The following is a 16,815-nucleotide window of genomic DNA, read 5'->3' as shown; positions in this document are numbered from 1 at the left end:
TGCCCCCGCCCGCGCCTGGCAGACGCACCCTCCGGGACCTTCTCTCCTTTCCGCCGGACGACGGTGTGCCGCCGGTACTGCTGGTGGTCCCAGTGACCTCTGCCTGTGCGGTGGTCGTGTCAGACACGGGAGCGAGCTGCCTTCCGGCGGGCTTGTTGGCAACGGCGGACTATCGCATAACCCTTGGTGAGGACCCGGTCCCTGGCGAAGGTCCGGGTGACCGAACGGCCCTCGGCGAGCCGCTCGAACTCCTCCAGGCCCGTACTGCGCCGCACCGTCACCCGGCGCAGTGCGTACGGGCCCTGACATCGGCGCGCCAGGGTGTTCCCCACGGCGAGCGACTGGCAGAAGCCGGCCCCGCGCACCGCGCGCCGCACCCGCCGGCTGGAGTAGCCGTACGGGTAGGCGAACGACACGGGCGGGGCGCCGAGTTCACCGGCCAGGATCTCCTTGCAGCGGACCACCTCGAACCACAGGGCGTCGTCCGAGAGCTGGTCGAGCTGCGGATGGGTGTGGCTGTGGCCGCCGATCTCCACGCCGGAGTCGGCGAGGTCGCGCACCTGGTCCCAGGTGAGCATGGTGTCGAGGCCACCGCCGGTGTTGTACGTGCCGCGCAGCCAGCCCGTCGCGATGAACAGCGTCGAGCCGAACCCCTGCTTGGTCAGGATCGGCAGGGCGTGCCGGTGCACGCCCTCGTAGCCGTCGTCGAAGGTGATCACGACGGGCCGGGTGGGCAGCGGCCGGCTCGGGTGGCGCCAGAGCCGGGCCAGCTGCGCGGTGGTGAGCGGGGTGCAGCCGAGCGCGCGGAGCACTTCCATCTGCTCCGCGAACGCCTCGGGCGACACGGACAGCTCGTGTGTCGCGTCGTTCGGCAGCTGCGAGACCGAGTGGTACATGAATATGGGGATCCCTCTTCGGGTCATCCGGTCGCCCCCTCCACGCGTCTCTCCTCGGGGCCCTCCGTCACGTCCACGACGGCGAACTCCGTCCCCGCCCTGCGTGCGCGAACGCTTCCGACGACGTACCCACCGGCCGCCGCCAGCACGCCTGTCACGATGGCGCCCGCGCGGCCCGCGCCGCCGGGGCGGCCGAGGACCGCGTCCCGCAGGCCGCGCCCGACCCCGGCGGGCAGCACCCGCGTGGTGTAGCGGCGCTCGGACTCCAGGCCCTTGTCCGCGCCCACGCTGCGGGCGACCAGGGCCTTGGAGAGCCCCTCGGCGTAGGCGCGGGAGCGGAAGTAGCGGAACCGCTCGCGGGCCGCGGGCACCCGGTGGTGGATGACCGCGCGGTCGTCGATGAGCAGCACGGCGTCGGGCCGGGCCCGGGTGAGCCGGATGCACAGCTCCGTCTCCTCGCCGCCCAGCGGGCGCTTGTCGCCGTCGCGGCCGATGCCGCTGGCGAAGCCCCCGGCGAGCTCGAAGGCGGTGCGCCGGAACGAGGCGTTGCCGCCGAGCACGTTGCGCACCCGCACCCGGCCGGTCGGGTGGCCCCGGTACATGCATCCGACGACCCAGTCGAACTCCTCGGGGAACCAGGCAGGGCGGCGCCGTGAGGCCCACACCGGCCGGGTGGCGCCGCCGACGGCGAACACCCGCGAGTCGTCGTACGCCTCGGCGAAGCGCAGCAGCCAGTCGCGCTCGGCGACCGCGTCGTCGTCGAGGAAGGCGATGACCTCCCCGCCGGACGCGGCGATGCCGGTGTTGCGGCCCGCGGACAGGCCGCGGGGGCCCGCGTTCGCGAGCACCCGCACGTCCGGCGCTTCCTTGTACTCCTTGGAGAGGCGTTCTCCCAGTGATGTGTTGTGGTCGACCACGAGCAGGGTCTCGTGGGCCGCGCGGGACTGGGCCCGGACCGAGGCGACCGCCGAGAGGATGTCCTCCCAGCGGTCCTCGGTGTACACGCAGATGACCACTGAGATAGTGATCAAGAAACCTCTCCCTGGCGCGCCGAGACGGCGGCGGTGCGTGTGACCCGCCGTTGGGTGCGCCTGTTGGAGCGCTCGGTGAGGATCACCCTGAGCACCCGCAGTCCGTCGCGCACCGCGCTGAGATTGCTCACGCCGTGGATGCGCAGGTACTCGTGGCTCGGGATCTCCTGGACCTTGAGCCCCGCCTTGACGACGCGGATGTTCATCAGCGTCTCGACCTCGAAGCCGGTGCAGTCGAGCTCGATCTTGTCGAGGCAGTGCCGCCAGAAGGCGTTGTAGCCGTAGCACAGGTCCGTGTACCGGGCGCCGAACTTGGCGTTCACGACCGCGCACAGGGCGAAGTTGCCGAGTTTGCGGATGAGCGTCATGTCGTCCGTGCCGCCGCCGTTGGCGAACCGGGAGCCCTTGGCGAAGTCGGCGCCGGAGACGAGCGCGGAGACGTAGGAGACGATCTCGTGGCCGTCGGCGGAGCCGTCCGCGTCGACCATCACGATGATGTCGCCGGTGCACGCCTCGAAGCCGGTGATGAGCGCGTCGCCCTTGCCCTTGCCGAGCTGCCTGACGACCTTCACGTCCGGCCACAGCTCGCGCGCGACCTTGACCGTGTCGTCCGTGGAATTGCCGTCCACGAGCACGACTTCATGGATCCACTCGGGCAGGGTCTTGAACACATAGGGAAGATTCTCCGCTTCGTTCATCGCGGGAATCACGACGCTCACCGGAGGCGCAATCGCCAGATGTGAGGAGACCGGCCGGTATTGCTGCTGGCTCGGAATGGCGGCCATTCCAGCTTTGGTCAGCGACGGCCGTGCCGACTTCGCGGTGGAGCCGTTCTGTGACGGGTCGATTAAAGGATCTTGGCCCGAATTGAACGGGCGCACGACAGAACTCATGAGTCTAGGTCCCTCTCGTCCGGTGGACCGCCCGCCCCCGGGCGGTCCGGTTGTGGGTCCGGTTCGAAAGAGGGGGTTCTCACGTCCGGCCATGGCGGAGCCCACACCGTGCTGTGAGCTCCGGGACACGCCCGGGTGAGCTGGCATGACTGCGCGGCACGTGACCCGGACGACTTGTGGTCACCGGGCACGGGCACCCCCCTACCGCGCCCCGCACCGGGATCATCGCGGTCTTGAGCCCTCCCCTAGACCGACTGCCGATGAACCGTTGCGGGTGGATGTACGACGGTATTGATGCTTGCGACCGTATGGCAAGACCTGGAACGAGGTCTCGCGTTTTCGATAAATTGACTGTTGTCTTAGGACACTTTGGATGTGCCCTGTTCACTGGTTCTTCTCTGACGTTCCCTGGCGCTTCTTGCGCGCTTCTCACTCTTTTCGGCGCCGGGAACGGATCTTTCCCAGGCCCTTGAGCAGGCGGTCTGCCGGTTCGAACAATTCCGGTCGGGATACGACCGTGTTGCGCAGCGCCCGGACCGGCGCGCGATGCGCACGATGTCCGAGAGCCATGGGGTGGCGCAGCGCCACCCACCCCTCGGACACGGCGAGCTCCCGTGTCTTGAGGGAGTCCTTGTACTGTTTCTGGCCACGCCCGAGATCGAGGTAGGCGATGCCGTCGGCGGCGGCCGCCTCGGCCATGTGCAGATGCAGCAGCAGGCCGGGCGAGTACTTCGCGAACGCCGGGTCGTAGGCCGGGAACCAGCAGGAGAGCACGCGCTCGGTGCGCGGGCCGAAGTGCGCGGCGACGGGCGCCCCGTCGACGTAGAGCACGGAGAGCAGCCCCTGGAAGGTCTCCGAGCGGGTGTGGAAGAGCTGGTGCACCAGCTGGGTGATCCAGGCCTGGGCGAAGCGGTCGCTGCGGCCGGTCCTGCGGTACTGCGCGGACTTCCAGGCCATCAGCGTGCGCAGCGCCTCGGGGTCGCGCTCGTCGTGCACGTACCGCACCTCGCGGTGGGCGCGGTCGAGCTTGCGGCCCTTGGCGAGGGTGCTGCGCAGGAACTTCGGCGAGTACGCGCGCAGATGGTCGAGGTAGGCCTCGTAGCCCTGGTCGAGGTCCATGACGGGCGAGGGGTAGGAGCCGGTGGCCCCCTCCTCGAACGCCGGCTGGCCGTCCACGAGGTGGTCGTACTCGTACATCACCAGGCGGCAGGCGCGCAGCAGTCGGCGGGCGTCCCAGGTGAAGCCCGGCCGGTGCACGACGCCCTGGCTGTCGGAGACGCCGAGGCCGACGGCCCGGCCCACTCCGGTTCTGGATCTCTGGTACGGGAAGAACGCGGCGGGCTCGCCGTCCTCCCGGGCGACCGCGATCCGCACGTCGCGCCGCACCCGGGCCACGGCGAGCGTGAACTCGGGGGCGAGGAAGGGGTTCGCGAGGCCCGGTGAGCCGTTCAGATGCGCTTTGGACTGCAGGGCGGTCCAGGCCACCCGGTCCGCCGCGGTGAGTTCGCCGGGACGGTGGACGGTGATCTCCACGTCTTCAAGTCCGTCTCCTCGGGGCGCGGGGGCGCTAGCGCCGCGCCAGTGCCGACAGGAAGATGACCGAACTGATCCCCGCCACCGCCGCGACGCCACCGCGGACCGACCACACGTGCAGGGCCAGCATGGCCTGGGCGACCAGCAGGTTGACCACGACGGCCGCCGAGACGGAGGCGAGGACACGGCCCCAGGGGTCGAGCCCCCGCAGCCAGGGCGCGAGCGCGGCGGCGGGGGCGGCGACGAGGAAGAAGAGAGTCAGGGGCCCGCGCACCGGTGAGGAGAGGTCGAGCAGCGCGAACAGCGCCCCGACGCACCCGGCCGTGACGGCCGCGCCCGTGAGCAACGGGCTCAGATCCCTGTGCGACGACTTGAACCTGATGGTCTGCATTGGCGACTTTGCCCCCCGACGCGCCGGATGCCGGGCTTCAATGTGGCGCAGTCGGCGGCGGCTCGTCAAGACGCGCAGGGAGCGCGCAGTTGTTCGCCGTCACCCCGTCGGATGATCGGTGAACTCGTGGAGCGGGCAAGGGAATTACTGAAGAATTGATTGTCATGAACACTATCGACGGTGGTGGTGCGGTGCTACCACTGTCCAGGCGGAAATCCTGCTCAAGGAGGCACCATGAGATTGTCCCGTTTCACGGCCTGTGCGGCGTCGCTCTTCCTCGCCGCGGCCGCCACCCTCACCGGCGTGGGCGCCGCGCACGCCGACTCCGGCGACCGGCGGAGCGCGGCCCCCGCCTATGTGGCGCTCGGGGACTCCTACTCGTCCGGCGTCGGGGCCGGCAGCTACGACAGCGGCAGCGGCGGCTGTAAACGCAGCACCCGGGCCTTCCCGGCGCTGTGGGCCGCCGCCAACTCGCCCTCCGGGTTCAGCTTCACGGCCTGCTCCGGCGCGCGCACCGACGACGTGCTCGCCAACCAGCTGGGGCCGCTCAACTCCGGCACCGGCCTCGTCTCGATCAGCGTCGGCGGCAACGACGCGGGCTTCAGCGACGTGATGACGACCTGCGTCCTGCAGTCCGAGGACACCTGCGTGGCGCGCGTCAACCAGGCCAAGGCCTACGTCGACACGACGCTGCCCGGCAAGCTCGACCGCGTGTACGCGGCGATCAAGAGCAAGGCGCCGTCCGCCCGGGTCGTCGTCCTCGGCTACCCCCGCTTCTACAAGCTCGGCGGCAGCTGCCTCGCCGGTCTGTCCGAGCGCGAGCGGACCGCCATCAACGGCGGCGCCGACTACCTCAACGCGGCCGTCGCCAAGCGCGCCGCCGACCACGGCTTCGCCTTCGGCGACGTCACCACCACGTTCGCGGGCCACGAGATCTGCTCCGGAGCCCCGTGGCTGAACAGCGTCGTCTGGACCAACATCGGCGAGTCGTACCACCCGACCGCCGCGGGACAGTCCGGCGGCTATCTGCCCGTCTTCAGCAGGAACGCCTCCTGAGGCCCGACGCGCGCCGGAGCGCGGCGCGGCCGGTGCGCCCTCAGGGCGCGAAGGCCTCGTAGGACGAGGAGGAGCCCCCGCCCGTGGTGGGCTCCTCCTCGCACGTCACCGAGTACGCCACGGCGTTGGACGCGGTCGTCACGGGGGAGCGGACCTCGACGCTGAGTTCGTTGTGGTACGTCCCGCTCGTCGTGCCCGGCTGCTCCGTGTGGTTCACCTGCTTGACCTTCCCGCTCCCGGCCGGGAAGGAGAGCGACTTCCAGCCCGGGTCGCCGGACTCGCCCTCGGCGGTGACCCAGCGGTACTCGACCGTCACCGGGACGCGCCCGACGGTGAACGTCGCCGTGAACGAGGCCGCCTGCGTGGGCGGGCAGGTCCCCGTGTACGCCGTGCCGCTGCCGGTGAGGGAGACGCGCGCGGACTGGGGCGGGGGCTTGGTGGTGGAGCCGCCCGTGCCCCCGCCGTGGGTGGAGCCGCCGTCCGTCGAACCGCCCTTGCCGCCCCCGCCGTTGGTGCCGCCGCCCCCGCTCGAACCGCTGCCGCTGCCGCCGCCGTCGGAGCCCCCGCCGCCGCTCCCGCCGCCGTCCTTTCCTCCGGTGCTGCCGCCGCTGCCGCCGCCCGCGTCGGAGTTGTTGCCGGCGTCTTTGCCGCCGTCGTTCCCGTCGCCGTCGTTGACGAGGGCGTACGTGATGCCGCCGATGGCGAGCACCAGCGCGGCGGCGCCCGCGACGAGGGCCGCGGCCGCGCGCCGCGAGCGGGGTCTCTCGGGCGTGGCCGTCGAGGTCGTAGTGCCGTACGGGGTGCCCGCTGCGGCCGTGGGCGCGGCCGCGTGGCCGCCGGGCGGCGGCGGCACGGGGGCCGGCGGCTGGTGGGAGACCGCCGTCGGCGCGTACGGAACGTCCCGTCCGCCGCTCGGCGGGCGGCCTTCGGCGATCAGGCGCAGATCGCGCTCGGCATCGGCGGCCGTGGCGCGCTCGGCGGGGTCCTTGCGGAGCAGGCCCTCGATGACCGGCGCCAGGGGTCCGGCGTCGCGCGGCGGCGGCAGCTCCTCGTCGACGACCGCGCGCAGCGTGCTCAGCGGGGTCTCCTGCCGGAACGGCGACACGCCCTCCACCGCCGCGTACAGCAGGACCCCGAGGGACCACAGGTCGGACTCGGGCCCCGGCCGCTGCCCCAACGCCCGCTCCGGCGCGAGGAATTCGGGCGACCCGACGACCTCGCCCGTCATCGTCAGGGCCGAGCTGCCCTCCACCATCGCGATCCCGAAGTCCGTGAGGACGACGCGGCCGTCGTTGCCGAGCAGGACGTTGCCCGGCTTCACGTCGCGGTGCAGGACGCCCGCGCCGTGGGCGGCCCGCAGCGCGCCGAGGACCTCCGCGCCCACGCGCGCGGCCCGCTGCGGCGTCATCGGCCCCTCGGCCTCCAGGACGTCCGACAGGGCCAGGCCGCGCACCAGCTCCATGACGATCCAGGGGCGGCCCTCCTCGCGCGTCACGTCGTACACCGTCACCACGTTCCGGTGGGCGATGCGGGCGGCGGCCCAGGCCTCGCGCTCCAGGCGCGCGTACAGCCGCTCCACCTCGCTCGCCGGGAGGCCCGCGGGCGCGCGGACCTCCTTGACCGCGACCTCACGGCCGAGCACGTCGTCCCGGGCCCGCCACACCGTGCCCATGCCGCCCTCGCCGAGCGGGGAGAGGAGGCGGTAACGCCCCGCGATCACGCGCGCCTGACCGGTCACGGTCCCCCCATTCGCAGCCGTGCGATTCTCCACAAAAGTAGCTCAACCGAGCGCGGTTGCAGCCCCCTTGACCACCAATCCGCACCCGAGGGCGAGGACCACGCAGGCGGAGCCGAGCGGTGCGAAGCGGCGGGCGAGGCCGGGGGTGCGGCCGTGAGCCAGGCGCCGTCCCGCCACCGCGCCGAGCCGTACGACGAGGAACCCGGCCGCCGTCAGCGTGACGGCAAGACCCGCCCCGTACGCGAGGACGAGCAGGAGGCCGAACCAGGCCTCGCCCAGGGCGGCCGCACCCACAAGCACCACGACGGCGGAGGGGCTGGGCACCAGGCCGCCGGCGAAGCCGAGCAGGAGGGTGCCGCGCAGGGTGGGCGGCGGGTGGTGGTGCGCGTGGTGGTGCGGGTGCGCGTGGTGGTGTGTGTGGTGGTGCGCGGGCCGGTGCCTGCGGCGCCAGGCGCGCCGTACGAGCAGCGCGCCCGCGCCCGTCACCAGGGCCCCGCTGGCCACGCCCAGCCAGGCGACGACCGAGGGCGCGGCCGCCGAGCCGCCCGCCACCAGCAGCCCGAGCGCCACCACGCCGAGGGTGTGCGTGACCGTCACGGACGCGGCCAGGGGCAGCACGTCCCGCGCCGAGGCGCTGCCGCGGGCGGCGGCGGTCGCGGCCATCAGGGTCTTGCCGTGGCCGGGCGCGAGCGCGTGCAGGGCGCCGAGCAGCAGGGCGGTGCCGAGCGCGAGCGCCGCGAAGGCCGGGGTGAGGTCGTGCCGGGCCACCAGGCCGGTCAGCGCGTCGGTCGCGGCGCGGGGCAGGGCGGGGCCGGGGGCCGGGGGCGGCTCGTCGGCGAGGGCGGGGCCGCCGGGGCGGGCCCGCAGCGAGGCGGTGGTCGCCTCGGGCGAGGAGGCGCCGGACGGGTAGCGGGTGAGGCGCTCGGAGCGGGACGTGCGCGGCACGCTCGATCCGCTGAGGGTCATGCGGTCGCCGCGCGCGGTGATCTCCCGCCAGCCCGGGGCGGCCTGGGGCGCGGCGCGGAAGCGGACCGTCAGGGCGCCCGGCGGCAGCGGGGCGGTCAGACGGCACTCGACCCGGACGGTGGGCAGGCCCGCCTGGCCCGGACGCACGCGGGCCGTGGCCGCCGCCGCGCGCAGGGCGACGCTCCGCCCGCCCACGTCCACCCGGCCGCGCACGGCCGCCGCACGGCACCGCTCCCGTGCCCAACGCTCCTTTCCCTCGCGGTCGATGGCGGGCTCCGCCTGCGCGGCGGGGATCTCGGCGAGGTCCTCCACGTGCTCCACGCGGAGGCGGCCCGGGGCCAGGAGCAGGCCGTCGTACTGGTTGACGGTGAAGTTGCCGAGGGGGTGGGCGTGGGCGGGCGCGGCGGTGCCCAGCACGACGGCGAGCACGACGAGGCCGCGCCGGGCCCAGCGCCGGGCGCCGGAGAGGGGGCGCCGGGCCGCGGGCGCGGTCATCGCGGCACCCCCAGAAGCCGCCGCGCCTCCCCGGCGCCCCGGGGTGAGAAGCCGGGGTTCAGGTTCAGCGCGGCCCGCAGCCAGGTGTGGCCCGCGCCGGGGGAGAGGGCGGACTCGATGGCCCCCCGGTGGTAGAGGAAGGAGGCCTCCCGCACCCCCGTGCTCGTGGCGCGCCGCGCGTACCGCACGGCCTCCCGGTCGTGCCCGTTGACGTGCAGGGCCCAGGCCAGCGCGTCCGCCGTGTGCACGGTGTGCCGCCGCTTCCACTCGTCCCGCGCCGCGCGCAGCGCCACGGCCCGGTCGCCGTGGTCCGCCGCGGCGAGCGCGGTGTCGAGGTCGGGATTGACCCCGTGCGCGCGGGCGAGCCGCACCCAGGAGTCGATGAGCCGGTACTGCTCGCGGGCGCGCGCCGGCTCCCCCTGGGCGTCGTACAGCTCCCCGAGGGCCACGAGCGTCCCCGGCAGCGGCCGCTGCGCGACGACGGCGCGCAGATCGGCGATCGCGGCGTCCGTCTCGCCGCGCGCCGCCCGGGCCCGGCCGCGCGCCTCCAGGGCGGGCAGGTTCCCGGGGTCGGCTCGCAGCGCGGCCGCGCAGTGGCGCAGGGACGCGGCGTAGTCGCCCTGGCGCCAGGCCAGTTGGGCGAGCGCCGTGGCGACGTACGAGACGTCGCCGGGGGACCGCGCCGCCGTGGCGGCCCGGCGCAGCACGCTCCGGGCGCCGGCCACGTCGCCGTGCAGCTCGCGTACGTAGGCGTACCGCGTGAAGACCGGGATGCCGGGGCGGCGCGCGTCGGCCTCCCGCACGGCCCGCGTCGCCCGGTCGTAGCGGCCGAGCTCGACGAGCGCGTCGACGCGGGAGGCCAGCGCCCCCTCGCTGTAGGGGTTCACGGCGAGCGCCCGCTCCGCGTACCGCAGGGCGCCCCCGAAGTCGTGCCGGGCGGCGGCGAGGGCGGCCTGCCCGGCGAGCGCGGAGTCGTCGGCGGGGCGCAGCGCGAGCGCGCGGTCCAGGGCGCGCTCGGCCTCCGCGTAGCGGGACGGGTCGCCGCGGAGCCGGGCCTGCTCGACGTACGCGGTGCCGAGCGCGGCCCAGGACCGGACGTCCTGGGGCTGGGTGCGCAGCCGAGCCCGCAGCGCGGCAACGCCGCGGTCCAGGTCGGAGGCGAGCAGCCGGTTCCCGAGGGCGTCCGGCACGCCGCCCCGCGCGGCGGGCGGGGCGGCCGCCGCTGACGGCCGCCCCTTGTCCGAGTCCGACGGCACCCCGCCGAGCGCCAGCGCCCCGCCGGTCAGCGCGACCGCGAGGACGGCGGCGGCGAGGAGCCCGCGGCCGGAGACGTGGTTCACCTCAGGCACCCCCGGCCGTGGCCCGGCGCCGCCACCACAGGAGGCCGCCGCCGACGAGCAGCACCCCGGCGCCGCCCACGGCCGCGGACGTGATCAGCACGGTGTCGGTGGAGCCGGACGAGCCGGAGTCCACGGGCGGCGCGCCACCGCTGAGGGCGGTGCGCGCACCGGTGCCGTCCTTGCCCGCCACCGGTCCCCGCGACCCGGCCGTGGGCAGCGCCAGATAGGGGAAGGAGCGCCCGAAGGCCTTGTCGTTGGTGTCGACCGCGTCACCCAAGTCGTTCTTCTGGCCGAGGAGTTCGCCCTCGACGACCTGGAGCGAGATGTCCAGGACGTCGTCGCTCAGGCGCCGCCCGTTCGGATAGCCCGCGTTGTCGCCGTCGAGGACACCGAGCCGCTTGGGCGTCTCGGCGGGCTTGATCGAGGTGTTCAGGCGCAGCGCCTCGGCGGGCCGTACGTTCGGCGGCTGGTTGAGGTCCTTCACGCCGGTGAGGAACACCGAGACCAGGTCCTTGCGCGGCTCCTTCGGCGCCTTGATCTTGTAGAGCTTCTCGATGATCCGCGGCAGCTCCGGCTTCTGGACGTACGGCAGGAACTGCGCGTCGTCCCACGGCGCGGAGGCGTTGAACTTGTCCTTGTCCTTCATCGGGACGACGACCTCGTTCACCAGGGGCGCGCCGAGCCGGGACACCTGGGTCCACTTGCCCGCCGCGTTCTTGCGCTGGGTCGTCGACCAGACGCCGACGGTCGGCTGGTCCTTGGACTGCCGTATCTCGGCGGTCGGCACCTGGAGCGCCACCGAGTTCACGTTGTACCCGGCGACCGTGTCCCGGCCGACCTCCGACAGGTCCTTGCCGTACACCAGGTCGAAGACCCTGAGGTCCAGGAAGAAGGGGTCGTCGGCCTGCCCCACGAAGGAGGTGCCGCCGCCGGGGAGCTTGCGCACGGCCTGGTCGCGCAGCTTGCCGTAGTCGGGCATGGACGCCTTGCCCACGTGCGAGGGCGCGATCGGCAGGTCGTCGGCGATCTTCTTGGTGGAGACGACCTTCTGGTCCTTCAGCCGCAGCAGGTCGATGTCGTACGTCTGCGTCACGTTCAGGTCCGGGTCGTCCAGGCTCGTGACCTCACCGGTGTTGTAGAGGAAGGTGTCGCCGTTCCTGGTGCGCGTGTCGAAGGTCCAGCGGTAGAGCAGGTCGCCCTGCGCGTCGCCGTCGCTGTCGATGTGCACGTCGTACTGGGCGTCCTCGGGGAACGGGTAGAAGTTCGGCCCGCCCGCCGGTTCCTCGAACGGCACCCAGTTCGCGACGAGGGTCGTCGTGTCGGGCTTGTCGGGGCTGACGAAGGCGTACACATCGGTGTTGTCGTACTGCGGCTGCCCCGAGATCAGCGGGGCCTCCCGGTGGCTGGAGGCGCTCGCGGCCTCCGGTCGAAGCGTGCTGACCCCGGCGGCTGCGAGCCCCCCAGCGGCCAGCGCCCCACAGACCAGCGCGGCGACGCCCCGGATCCTGCGGCGCTGCGCGCGGCGTGTGACGACTGCTGTCATCGCGTCCGTCCTCAGTTCGGCGGTACGGGCCGCGCGCTGACCGCACGGCCCGGCTGACGCATGCCATTCGGCGCCGGGGCGGCCGTGGATTGGCCCGCGGCCGGTGAATTCCGCGGCGACGCGCCAATCCGGCCCGGGGGCTCGCCCCGAATCTCCGCCGAGTCCAGAATTGAGCGCCCGGGATGCCGGGAGAGTGGGGGGACGGCTGTGGACGCGGACGCACTGCTGCCACGGGTGGCCGACGGCGACCACCAGGCCTTCGAGGAGCTGTACGCGCTGGTGTCCGGGCCGGTCTACGGCCTGGTGCGGCGCGTCCTTCGCGATCCGGCGCAGTCCGAGGAGGTGGCCCAGGAGGTGCTGCTCGAACTGTGGCGCACGGCGGGCCGCTTCGACCCGGCGCGCGGCACGGCCCTGTCGTGGATCCTGACGCTGGCCCACCGCAGGGCCGTCGACCGGGTGCGCAGCGCCCGCGCGGCCGGTGACCGCGAGCGGCGCCTGGCCCACCGCGGCGAGGGCCCGGCCTTCGACCAGGTCGCGGAGGCGGTGGAGGGCAGCCTGGAGCGCGAGTGGGTGCGCCGCTGTCTGGAGCGTCTGACCGACCTCCAGCACCAGGCACTCACCCTCGCCTACTACGACGGCTACACCTACCGGGAGGTGGCGCGGCGCCTGTCCGTGCCGCTCGGCACCGTCAAGACCCGCATGCGGGACGGCCTGCTGCGCCTGCGCGACTGTCTGGGTGCCGCCGCATGAGCCCTGCGGAACCCGGACCGCTGAGCCGCCTGCGCCGGTACGCGAGCGGCCGGTGGCCGGGCGGCCCGCTGCACTCCATGCACTCCCTGGCCGTGCCGTACGCGCTCGACGCCCTCGACCCGGACGAGACGCGCCGCTTCGAGAGGCATCTGGCCACCTGCGACCGATGCACGCGGGAGGTGCGCGCGCTCGCCGCCGACACCGTGCGCCTGGCGCGCGCGGCCTCCGTTCCCGCCCCCGAGGATCTGCGGGAGCGCATCCTCGCCGCCGTGCGCACCACGGCCCAGGAGCCCGCCGGGCCGCGGGCCGCGCCCGAGCCCCTGGTGGTGCCGCGGCGCCGCGGCACCGGCCGGGCTCCGCTGGCCCTCGCCGCGTCCGGCGTGGTGCTCGCCCTCGTGGCGGCCGCCTTCCTCGCCCTCGCGCTGGTCCGCACCGACGGCGAGCTGTCCGACGAGCGGGCGGCCGCACGTGAGATCGCCCACGTCCTGGCCGCGCCCGACGCCCGCGCGAGCACCGGCCGGGACGCGCGGGGACGGGGGATCGGTGTGATCGCGTCCCGTGCGGAGCGGCGGGCCGTGGTGAGCGTCACCGGCCTGGGCCGGCCTCCGGACGGGCGCGCGCATCAACTGTGGGTGATGCGCGCCGGTGCCGCGCCCCGTTCGCTCGGGCTGCTCGATGGCGAAACGCCGGTGGTCGCGAAGGATCTCAGCACGCGAGCGAAATCACTCGCTGTCACCGTCGAACGCGACGGCGGCTCCGCGCGGCCCACAAGTAAGCCCCTCGTCCAACTCACCCTGGAATCAGTTGGATTCGGAGAGTAACCGTCAACGTCCTTGTGGAGAAGGTGAATCCCGCCACCGGGATACACGAGTGTCATGGTGGGGCGATAGGGTTAACCTGCCCTGGGCCGGGTGCCCTCGTACGGGTGGGGAGTGACATGGAACAGATAACAGTGCGCAGCAGGGCGAGGGTCCCTGCGATCACATGTGGGAGCGGCGCGAGCAGTTCGCGTCTCGACCGCCATCTCTCGGTGCTGGGCGGCCCCGCCGTCCCGCAGCGCGAGGCGGCCGAGGCGACCCTGCTGATGCGTGAGCTCACCTCGCGTGGCGCCGCGCACGACCGGGGCGGCAAGCGCGCGCAGGTGCGCCGTGTCTCGCTGTTCGCACCGCTGCGCAGACTGCGCCGCTCGCTTTTCGGCGGCCACTGACCTCGGGCGCGGGTGCCTCTGGCCTCGCCCTGGGGTGCCCGCGCTTCCCCCTCTCCCCGCCGTCACTCCCGGCACGCGGCGGGTACCGGCAACTCCGCCCCTCCGGGGCGCTCAGGCGCTCAGCTCTTCCTCCTCCGCCCCGAAGCCGAGGCGGGTCAGCTCGCCCCGTGAGGACACCCCCAGCTTCGGATACGCGTTGTACAGGTGGTAGCCCACCGTGCGCGGGGACAGGAACAGCTGGGCGCCGATGTCGCGGTTGGTCATCCCCGCCGCCGCGAGCCGCACCACCTGACGCTCCTGCGGCGTGAGCCGCTCCAGCGGCACCCGCCCGCCGCCCTGCCGCGCCCGGCTCTCGCCCGTGGCCCGCAGCTCCGCGCGGGCCCGGCCCGCCCACGGCGCCGCCCCGATCTGCTCGAACGCGTCCAGGGCCGCGCGCAGCGGGGCACGGGCCTCGCTCCTGCGGCCCGCCCGGCGCAGCCACTCCCCGAACAGCAGTCGCGTACGGGCCTGCTCGAAGGGCCTGCCGTCGCCGGTGTGCAGCGTCAGGGCCTCCTCGTAGGCGGAGTACGCGGAGTACGCGGAGTGCGCGGAGGGTGCCGAGGTCGCCGTCGGGGCCGTCTGCGCCGTCGCCTCGTCGGCTAGCAGGGCGCGGCAGCGCGCCGCGATGGCGCGCGCCCATGCCGCGCCCGTGTGCTCCGCCCAGTCCGCGTACCGCCGTGCCGCCTCGTGCGCCGCGTCGGGCCGCCCGGCCCGCACCGCCGCCTCGACGTGGTCCGGCAGACAGTGCAGCGCCACCACCGTGTGGCCCGCGGGGCCCGCCGCCAGGTCCTCGTAGCCGCGCAGCGCCGCCTCGTAGCGGCCGAGGCCCAGTTCGAGCAGGGGCAGGGCGGCCGCGCCCCACACCCGCCCCGGCGGTGCCTGCCGCGGGTCGAGGTGCCCGGCGAGCTCCCGGACGCGGGCCTCGTCCCCGTCCAGCGCCGCGAGATGGGCGAGGACGCCCGTCAGCTGGTGCGCGTAGTGGTGCTGGCCGCTGTCGCGGGCGATGCGGACGCCGTCCTCCGCGCCCGCGAGGGCGCAGCCGTGGCGGCCGAGCAGCACGCGCGCCCTGGCCCGCTGGAGCAGCACCAGCGGCAGCGGCCCCACCGCGCCCTGCTCGCGGCACTCGTGCTCCAGGTCCGCGGCCAGCTCGACGCCGCCCTGAAGGTCGCCGAGCGGCGCGAACCACCCGGCGACGGAGGCCCGCTCGCGCAGGTCGAGGCCGTGTTCCCGGCTCCGCGCGGCGTCGAAGAGGCGCCGCAGCGGGGGCAGGGCCGCGCCGGTGTCGCCCGCGGCGAGCCGCGCGAGGCCCGTGACGGCGGGCAGATAGGGCGGCGCCGAGGGCGACGGCTCGACGCCGAGTGCGGCCGCCCGCTCCACGACGGCGTCGACCGCCGTGCGGTGGCCGGACGTCCAGGCCGCCGTCATCGCCTCGTACAGCAGGCGCGCCGCCGTCTCCGGGGCCCGTTCGGCGAGGGCCGACGCGGTGTCCACGAGGACCGTGTGCGCGGCCTCCAGCTGGTCGCGCTCGCGGGCCACGCCCGCGCGGACCCGTGCGAGGCGGGCGAGCAGCGCCGGGTCCGTCAGATGCGGGGTCGCGCTGCCCGCGAGCCGGGCGGCGTGGTCGCCGTGGCCCGCGTCGGCCGCCGCCGAGGCCGCGAGCGCCAGGCGCCGGGCGCGCTCCGCGCTGTCCGGGGTGAGCTGCGCGGCCCGTTCGAAGGCGGCGGCCTCGGCCGCGTAGCCGCCGCGCGCCCGGGCGTGCTCGGCGGTCCGCTCCAGGACGGACGCGACGTGCTCGTCGGGCTCGGTGGTGGCCGCGGCCAGGTGCCAGGCGCGGCGGTCGACCTGGCCGACGCACGGCAGGGCCTCGGCGAGGGCGGCGTGGGCGGCGAGGCGGGCGCCGAGCGGGGCGCCGCGGTAGGCGGCGGTACGGATCAGGGGGTGCCGGAAGACGAGCCGCCCGGCCTCGGCCCGAAGGAGCTGCTTGCGCTCGGCGGGCTCCAGGTCGGCGACGGCGGCCCCGAGCCGGGCGGCGGCGGCCGCGGTGGTCTCCAGGTCGCCGGTGCCCTCGGCCGCCGCGACGAGCAGCAGGGTGCGGGTGGCCTCCGGCAGCGCGGCGATGCGGTCGGCGAACGCCTGCTGCACGCGGGAGGGGCCCGGCACCGGCGCGGACGGCGGCCCGGACGCCACGAGCTGCCCCTCGCGCTGGGCGGCGGGCAGCTCGCGCAGGGCCAGGGGGTTGCCGCCCGCCTCGGCGAGCAGCTGACGGCGTACGTACGGCGGCAGGTCCGCGGCGTGCGCGGCGAGGATCCGGTCCGCGGCGTCGTCGTCGATCCCGGTCAGGCGCAGCTCGGGCAGGCCCGCGGCGGGGAACGGCGGCGCGTGCGGCTCGCGGGCCGCGAACAGCATGACCACGCCCTCGGCCGTGAGCCGTCGCGCGGCGAACAGCAGCGCGTCCGCCGACGCGTGGTCGAGCCAGTGCGCGTCGTCCACGACGCACAGCAGCGGCCCGTCGTCGGCGAGTTCGGACAGCAGGGTCAGCAGGGCGACGCCCGTCAGGAACCGGTCGCCAGGGCCGCCGTGCGTCCCGCCCGCGAGGCCGAGCGCGGTGCGCAGGGCCGCGGCCTGCGGGGCGGGCAGCGCGTCGACGCGGTCGGTCACCTGGTGCAGGAGCATGTGCAGGCCCGCGAAGGGGAGTTCGCTCTCGGCCTCCACACCGGTGGTGCGCAGCACCCGTCCCCACGGGGCGGCCGACGGCGTGCCGTCCGCCCCCGCGCCGTCCGCCGCCACCGCCCCGAGCAGAGCGGACTTGCCGATTCCGGCCTCGCCGCGCAGGACGAGGGCCGCGCTGTGTCCCGTGCGGGCCAGGGCGAGCAGGGACGTCAGCTGGTGCAGTTCTTCGGTGCGGCCTTCGAGCATGGTTCACGTCAGCTGTCCCGG

The 16,815-nt window shown here is 74.7% G+C and carries 14 protein-coding genes; 4 read left to right on the top strand and 10 right to left on the bottom strand.

From position 1 onward, the window contains the following. Positions 1-119: 119 nt before the first annotated feature. The 5 genes from C9F11_RS09385 to C9F11_RS09365 all read right to left on the bottom strand — a co-directional run bounded on the left by C9F11_RS09385 (position 120) and on the right by C9F11_RS09365 (position 4,744). A complete protein-coding gene (locus tag C9F11_RS09385) occupies positions 120-923 on the bottom strand; it encodes a polysaccharide deacetylase family protein (RefSeq protein ID WP_138958822.1) in 804 nt (267 codons plus the stop codon). Then, complete coding sequence (locus C9F11_RS09380) at positions 920-1,927, bottom strand: glycosyltransferase family 2 protein (protein ID WP_138958821.1); 1,008 nt, start codon at positions 1,925-1,927, stop codon at positions 920-922. Before C9F11_RS09380 ends, C9F11_RS09385 begins: the two co-directional genes overlap by 4 nt. Beyond that, positions 1,924-2,712, bottom strand: a complete 789-nt coding sequence (locus C9F11_RS09375; RefSeq protein WP_138958820.1) for a glycosyltransferase family 2 protein — start codon at positions 2,710-2,712, stop codon at positions 1,924-1,926. The genes C9F11_RS09380 and C9F11_RS09375 overlap by 4 nt, the downstream gene beginning before the upstream one ends. 537 nt (positions 2,713-3,249) lie before the next feature. Then, a complete protein-coding gene (locus tag C9F11_RS09370) occupies positions 3,250-4,353 on the bottom strand; it encodes a GNAT family N-acetyltransferase (RefSeq protein ID WP_138958819.1) in 1,104 nt (367 codons plus the stop codon). A 34-nt stretch (positions 4,354-4,387) separates the two neighbouring features. After that, on the bottom strand, positions 4,388-4,744 hold the full coding sequence (locus C9F11_RS09365; protein ID WP_171075681.1) for a hypothetical protein: 357 nt from the start codon (positions 4,742-4,744) through the stop codon (positions 4,388-4,390). 234 nt (positions 4,745-4,978) lie between these two features. Here C9F11_RS09365 and C9F11_RS09360 point away from each other — a divergent pair, with 234 nt between their 5' ends. Continuing rightward, on the top strand, positions 4,979-5,800 hold the full coding sequence (locus C9F11_RS09360) for an SGNH/GDSL hydrolase family protein (protein WP_138958817.1): 822 nt from the start codon (positions 4,979-4,981) through the stop codon (positions 5,798-5,800). Positions 5,801-5,840: 40 nt separating this feature from the next. Here C9F11_RS09360 and C9F11_RS09355 read toward each other — a convergent pair whose 3' ends face one another. From C9F11_RS09355 to C9F11_RS09340, 4 genes are all read right to left on the bottom strand, one after another. Then, on the bottom strand, positions 5,841-7,472 hold the full coding sequence (locus C9F11_RS09355) for a serine/threonine-protein kinase (protein ID WP_249402154.1): 1,632 nt from the start codon (positions 7,470-7,472) through the stop codon (positions 5,841-5,843). Positions 7,473-7,580: 108 nt separating this feature from the next. Beyond that, a complete protein-coding gene (locus C9F11_RS09350; RefSeq protein ID WP_249401655.1) occupies positions 7,581-8,999 on the bottom strand; it encodes a sulfite exporter TauE/SafE family protein in 1,419 nt (472 codons plus the stop codon). After that, entirely contained in the window at positions 8,996-10,339 is a 1,344-nt protein-coding gene (locus C9F11_RS09345) for a tetratricopeptide repeat protein (protein ID WP_138958815.1), read from the bottom strand. Before C9F11_RS09345 ends, C9F11_RS09350 begins: the two co-directional genes overlap by 4 nt. A 1-nt stretch (position 10,340) precedes the next feature. Further along, positions 10,341-11,882: a DUF4331 domain-containing protein gene (locus tag C9F11_RS09340; protein ID WP_138958814.1), complete on the bottom strand. Its 1,542-nt coding sequence runs from the start codon at positions 11,880-11,882 to the stop codon at positions 10,341-10,343. Between the two features lie 207 nt (positions 11,883-12,089). On the opposite strand from C9F11_RS09340, the gene C9F11_RS09335 reads away from it, so the two are divergent. The 3 genes from C9F11_RS09335 (at position 12,090) to C9F11_RS09325 (ending at position 13,839) form a co-directional block, all read left to right on the top strand. After that, positions 12,090-12,632 (top strand): sigma-70 family RNA polymerase sigma factor, encoded by a 543-nt coding sequence (locus C9F11_RS09335; protein WP_171075679.1) that lies wholly within the window; start codon positions 12,090-12,092, stop codon positions 12,630-12,632. Positions 12,633-12,709: 77 nt separating this feature from the next. Next, positions 12,710-13,453, top strand: coding sequence for an anti-sigma factor (locus tag C9F11_RS09330; protein WP_138966264.1), 744 nt, complete (start codon positions 12,710-12,712; stop codon positions 13,451-13,453). Positions 13,454-13,569: 116 nt separating this feature from the next. Further along, positions 13,570-13,839, top strand: a complete 270-nt coding sequence (locus tag C9F11_RS09325) for a hypothetical protein (RefSeq protein ID WP_138958812.1) — start codon at positions 13,570-13,572, stop codon at positions 13,837-13,839. A 111-nt stretch (positions 13,840-13,950) separates the two neighbouring features. Here C9F11_RS09325 and C9F11_RS09320 read toward each other — a convergent pair whose 3' ends face one another. Continuing rightward, positions 13,951-16,794: a LuxR family transcriptional regulator gene (locus tag C9F11_RS09320; RefSeq protein WP_138958811.1), complete on the bottom strand. Its 2,844-nt coding sequence runs from the start codon at positions 16,792-16,794 to the stop codon at positions 13,951-13,953. Positions 16,795-16,815 lie beyond the last annotated feature (21 nt).

This window comes from Streptomyces sp. YIM 121038 (genome assembly GCF_006088715.1).
Lineage (GTDB): Bacteria > Actinomycetota > Actinomycetes > Streptomycetales > Streptomycetaceae > Streptomyces.
This window is presented reverse-complemented; position numbering and strand designations above follow the sequence as displayed.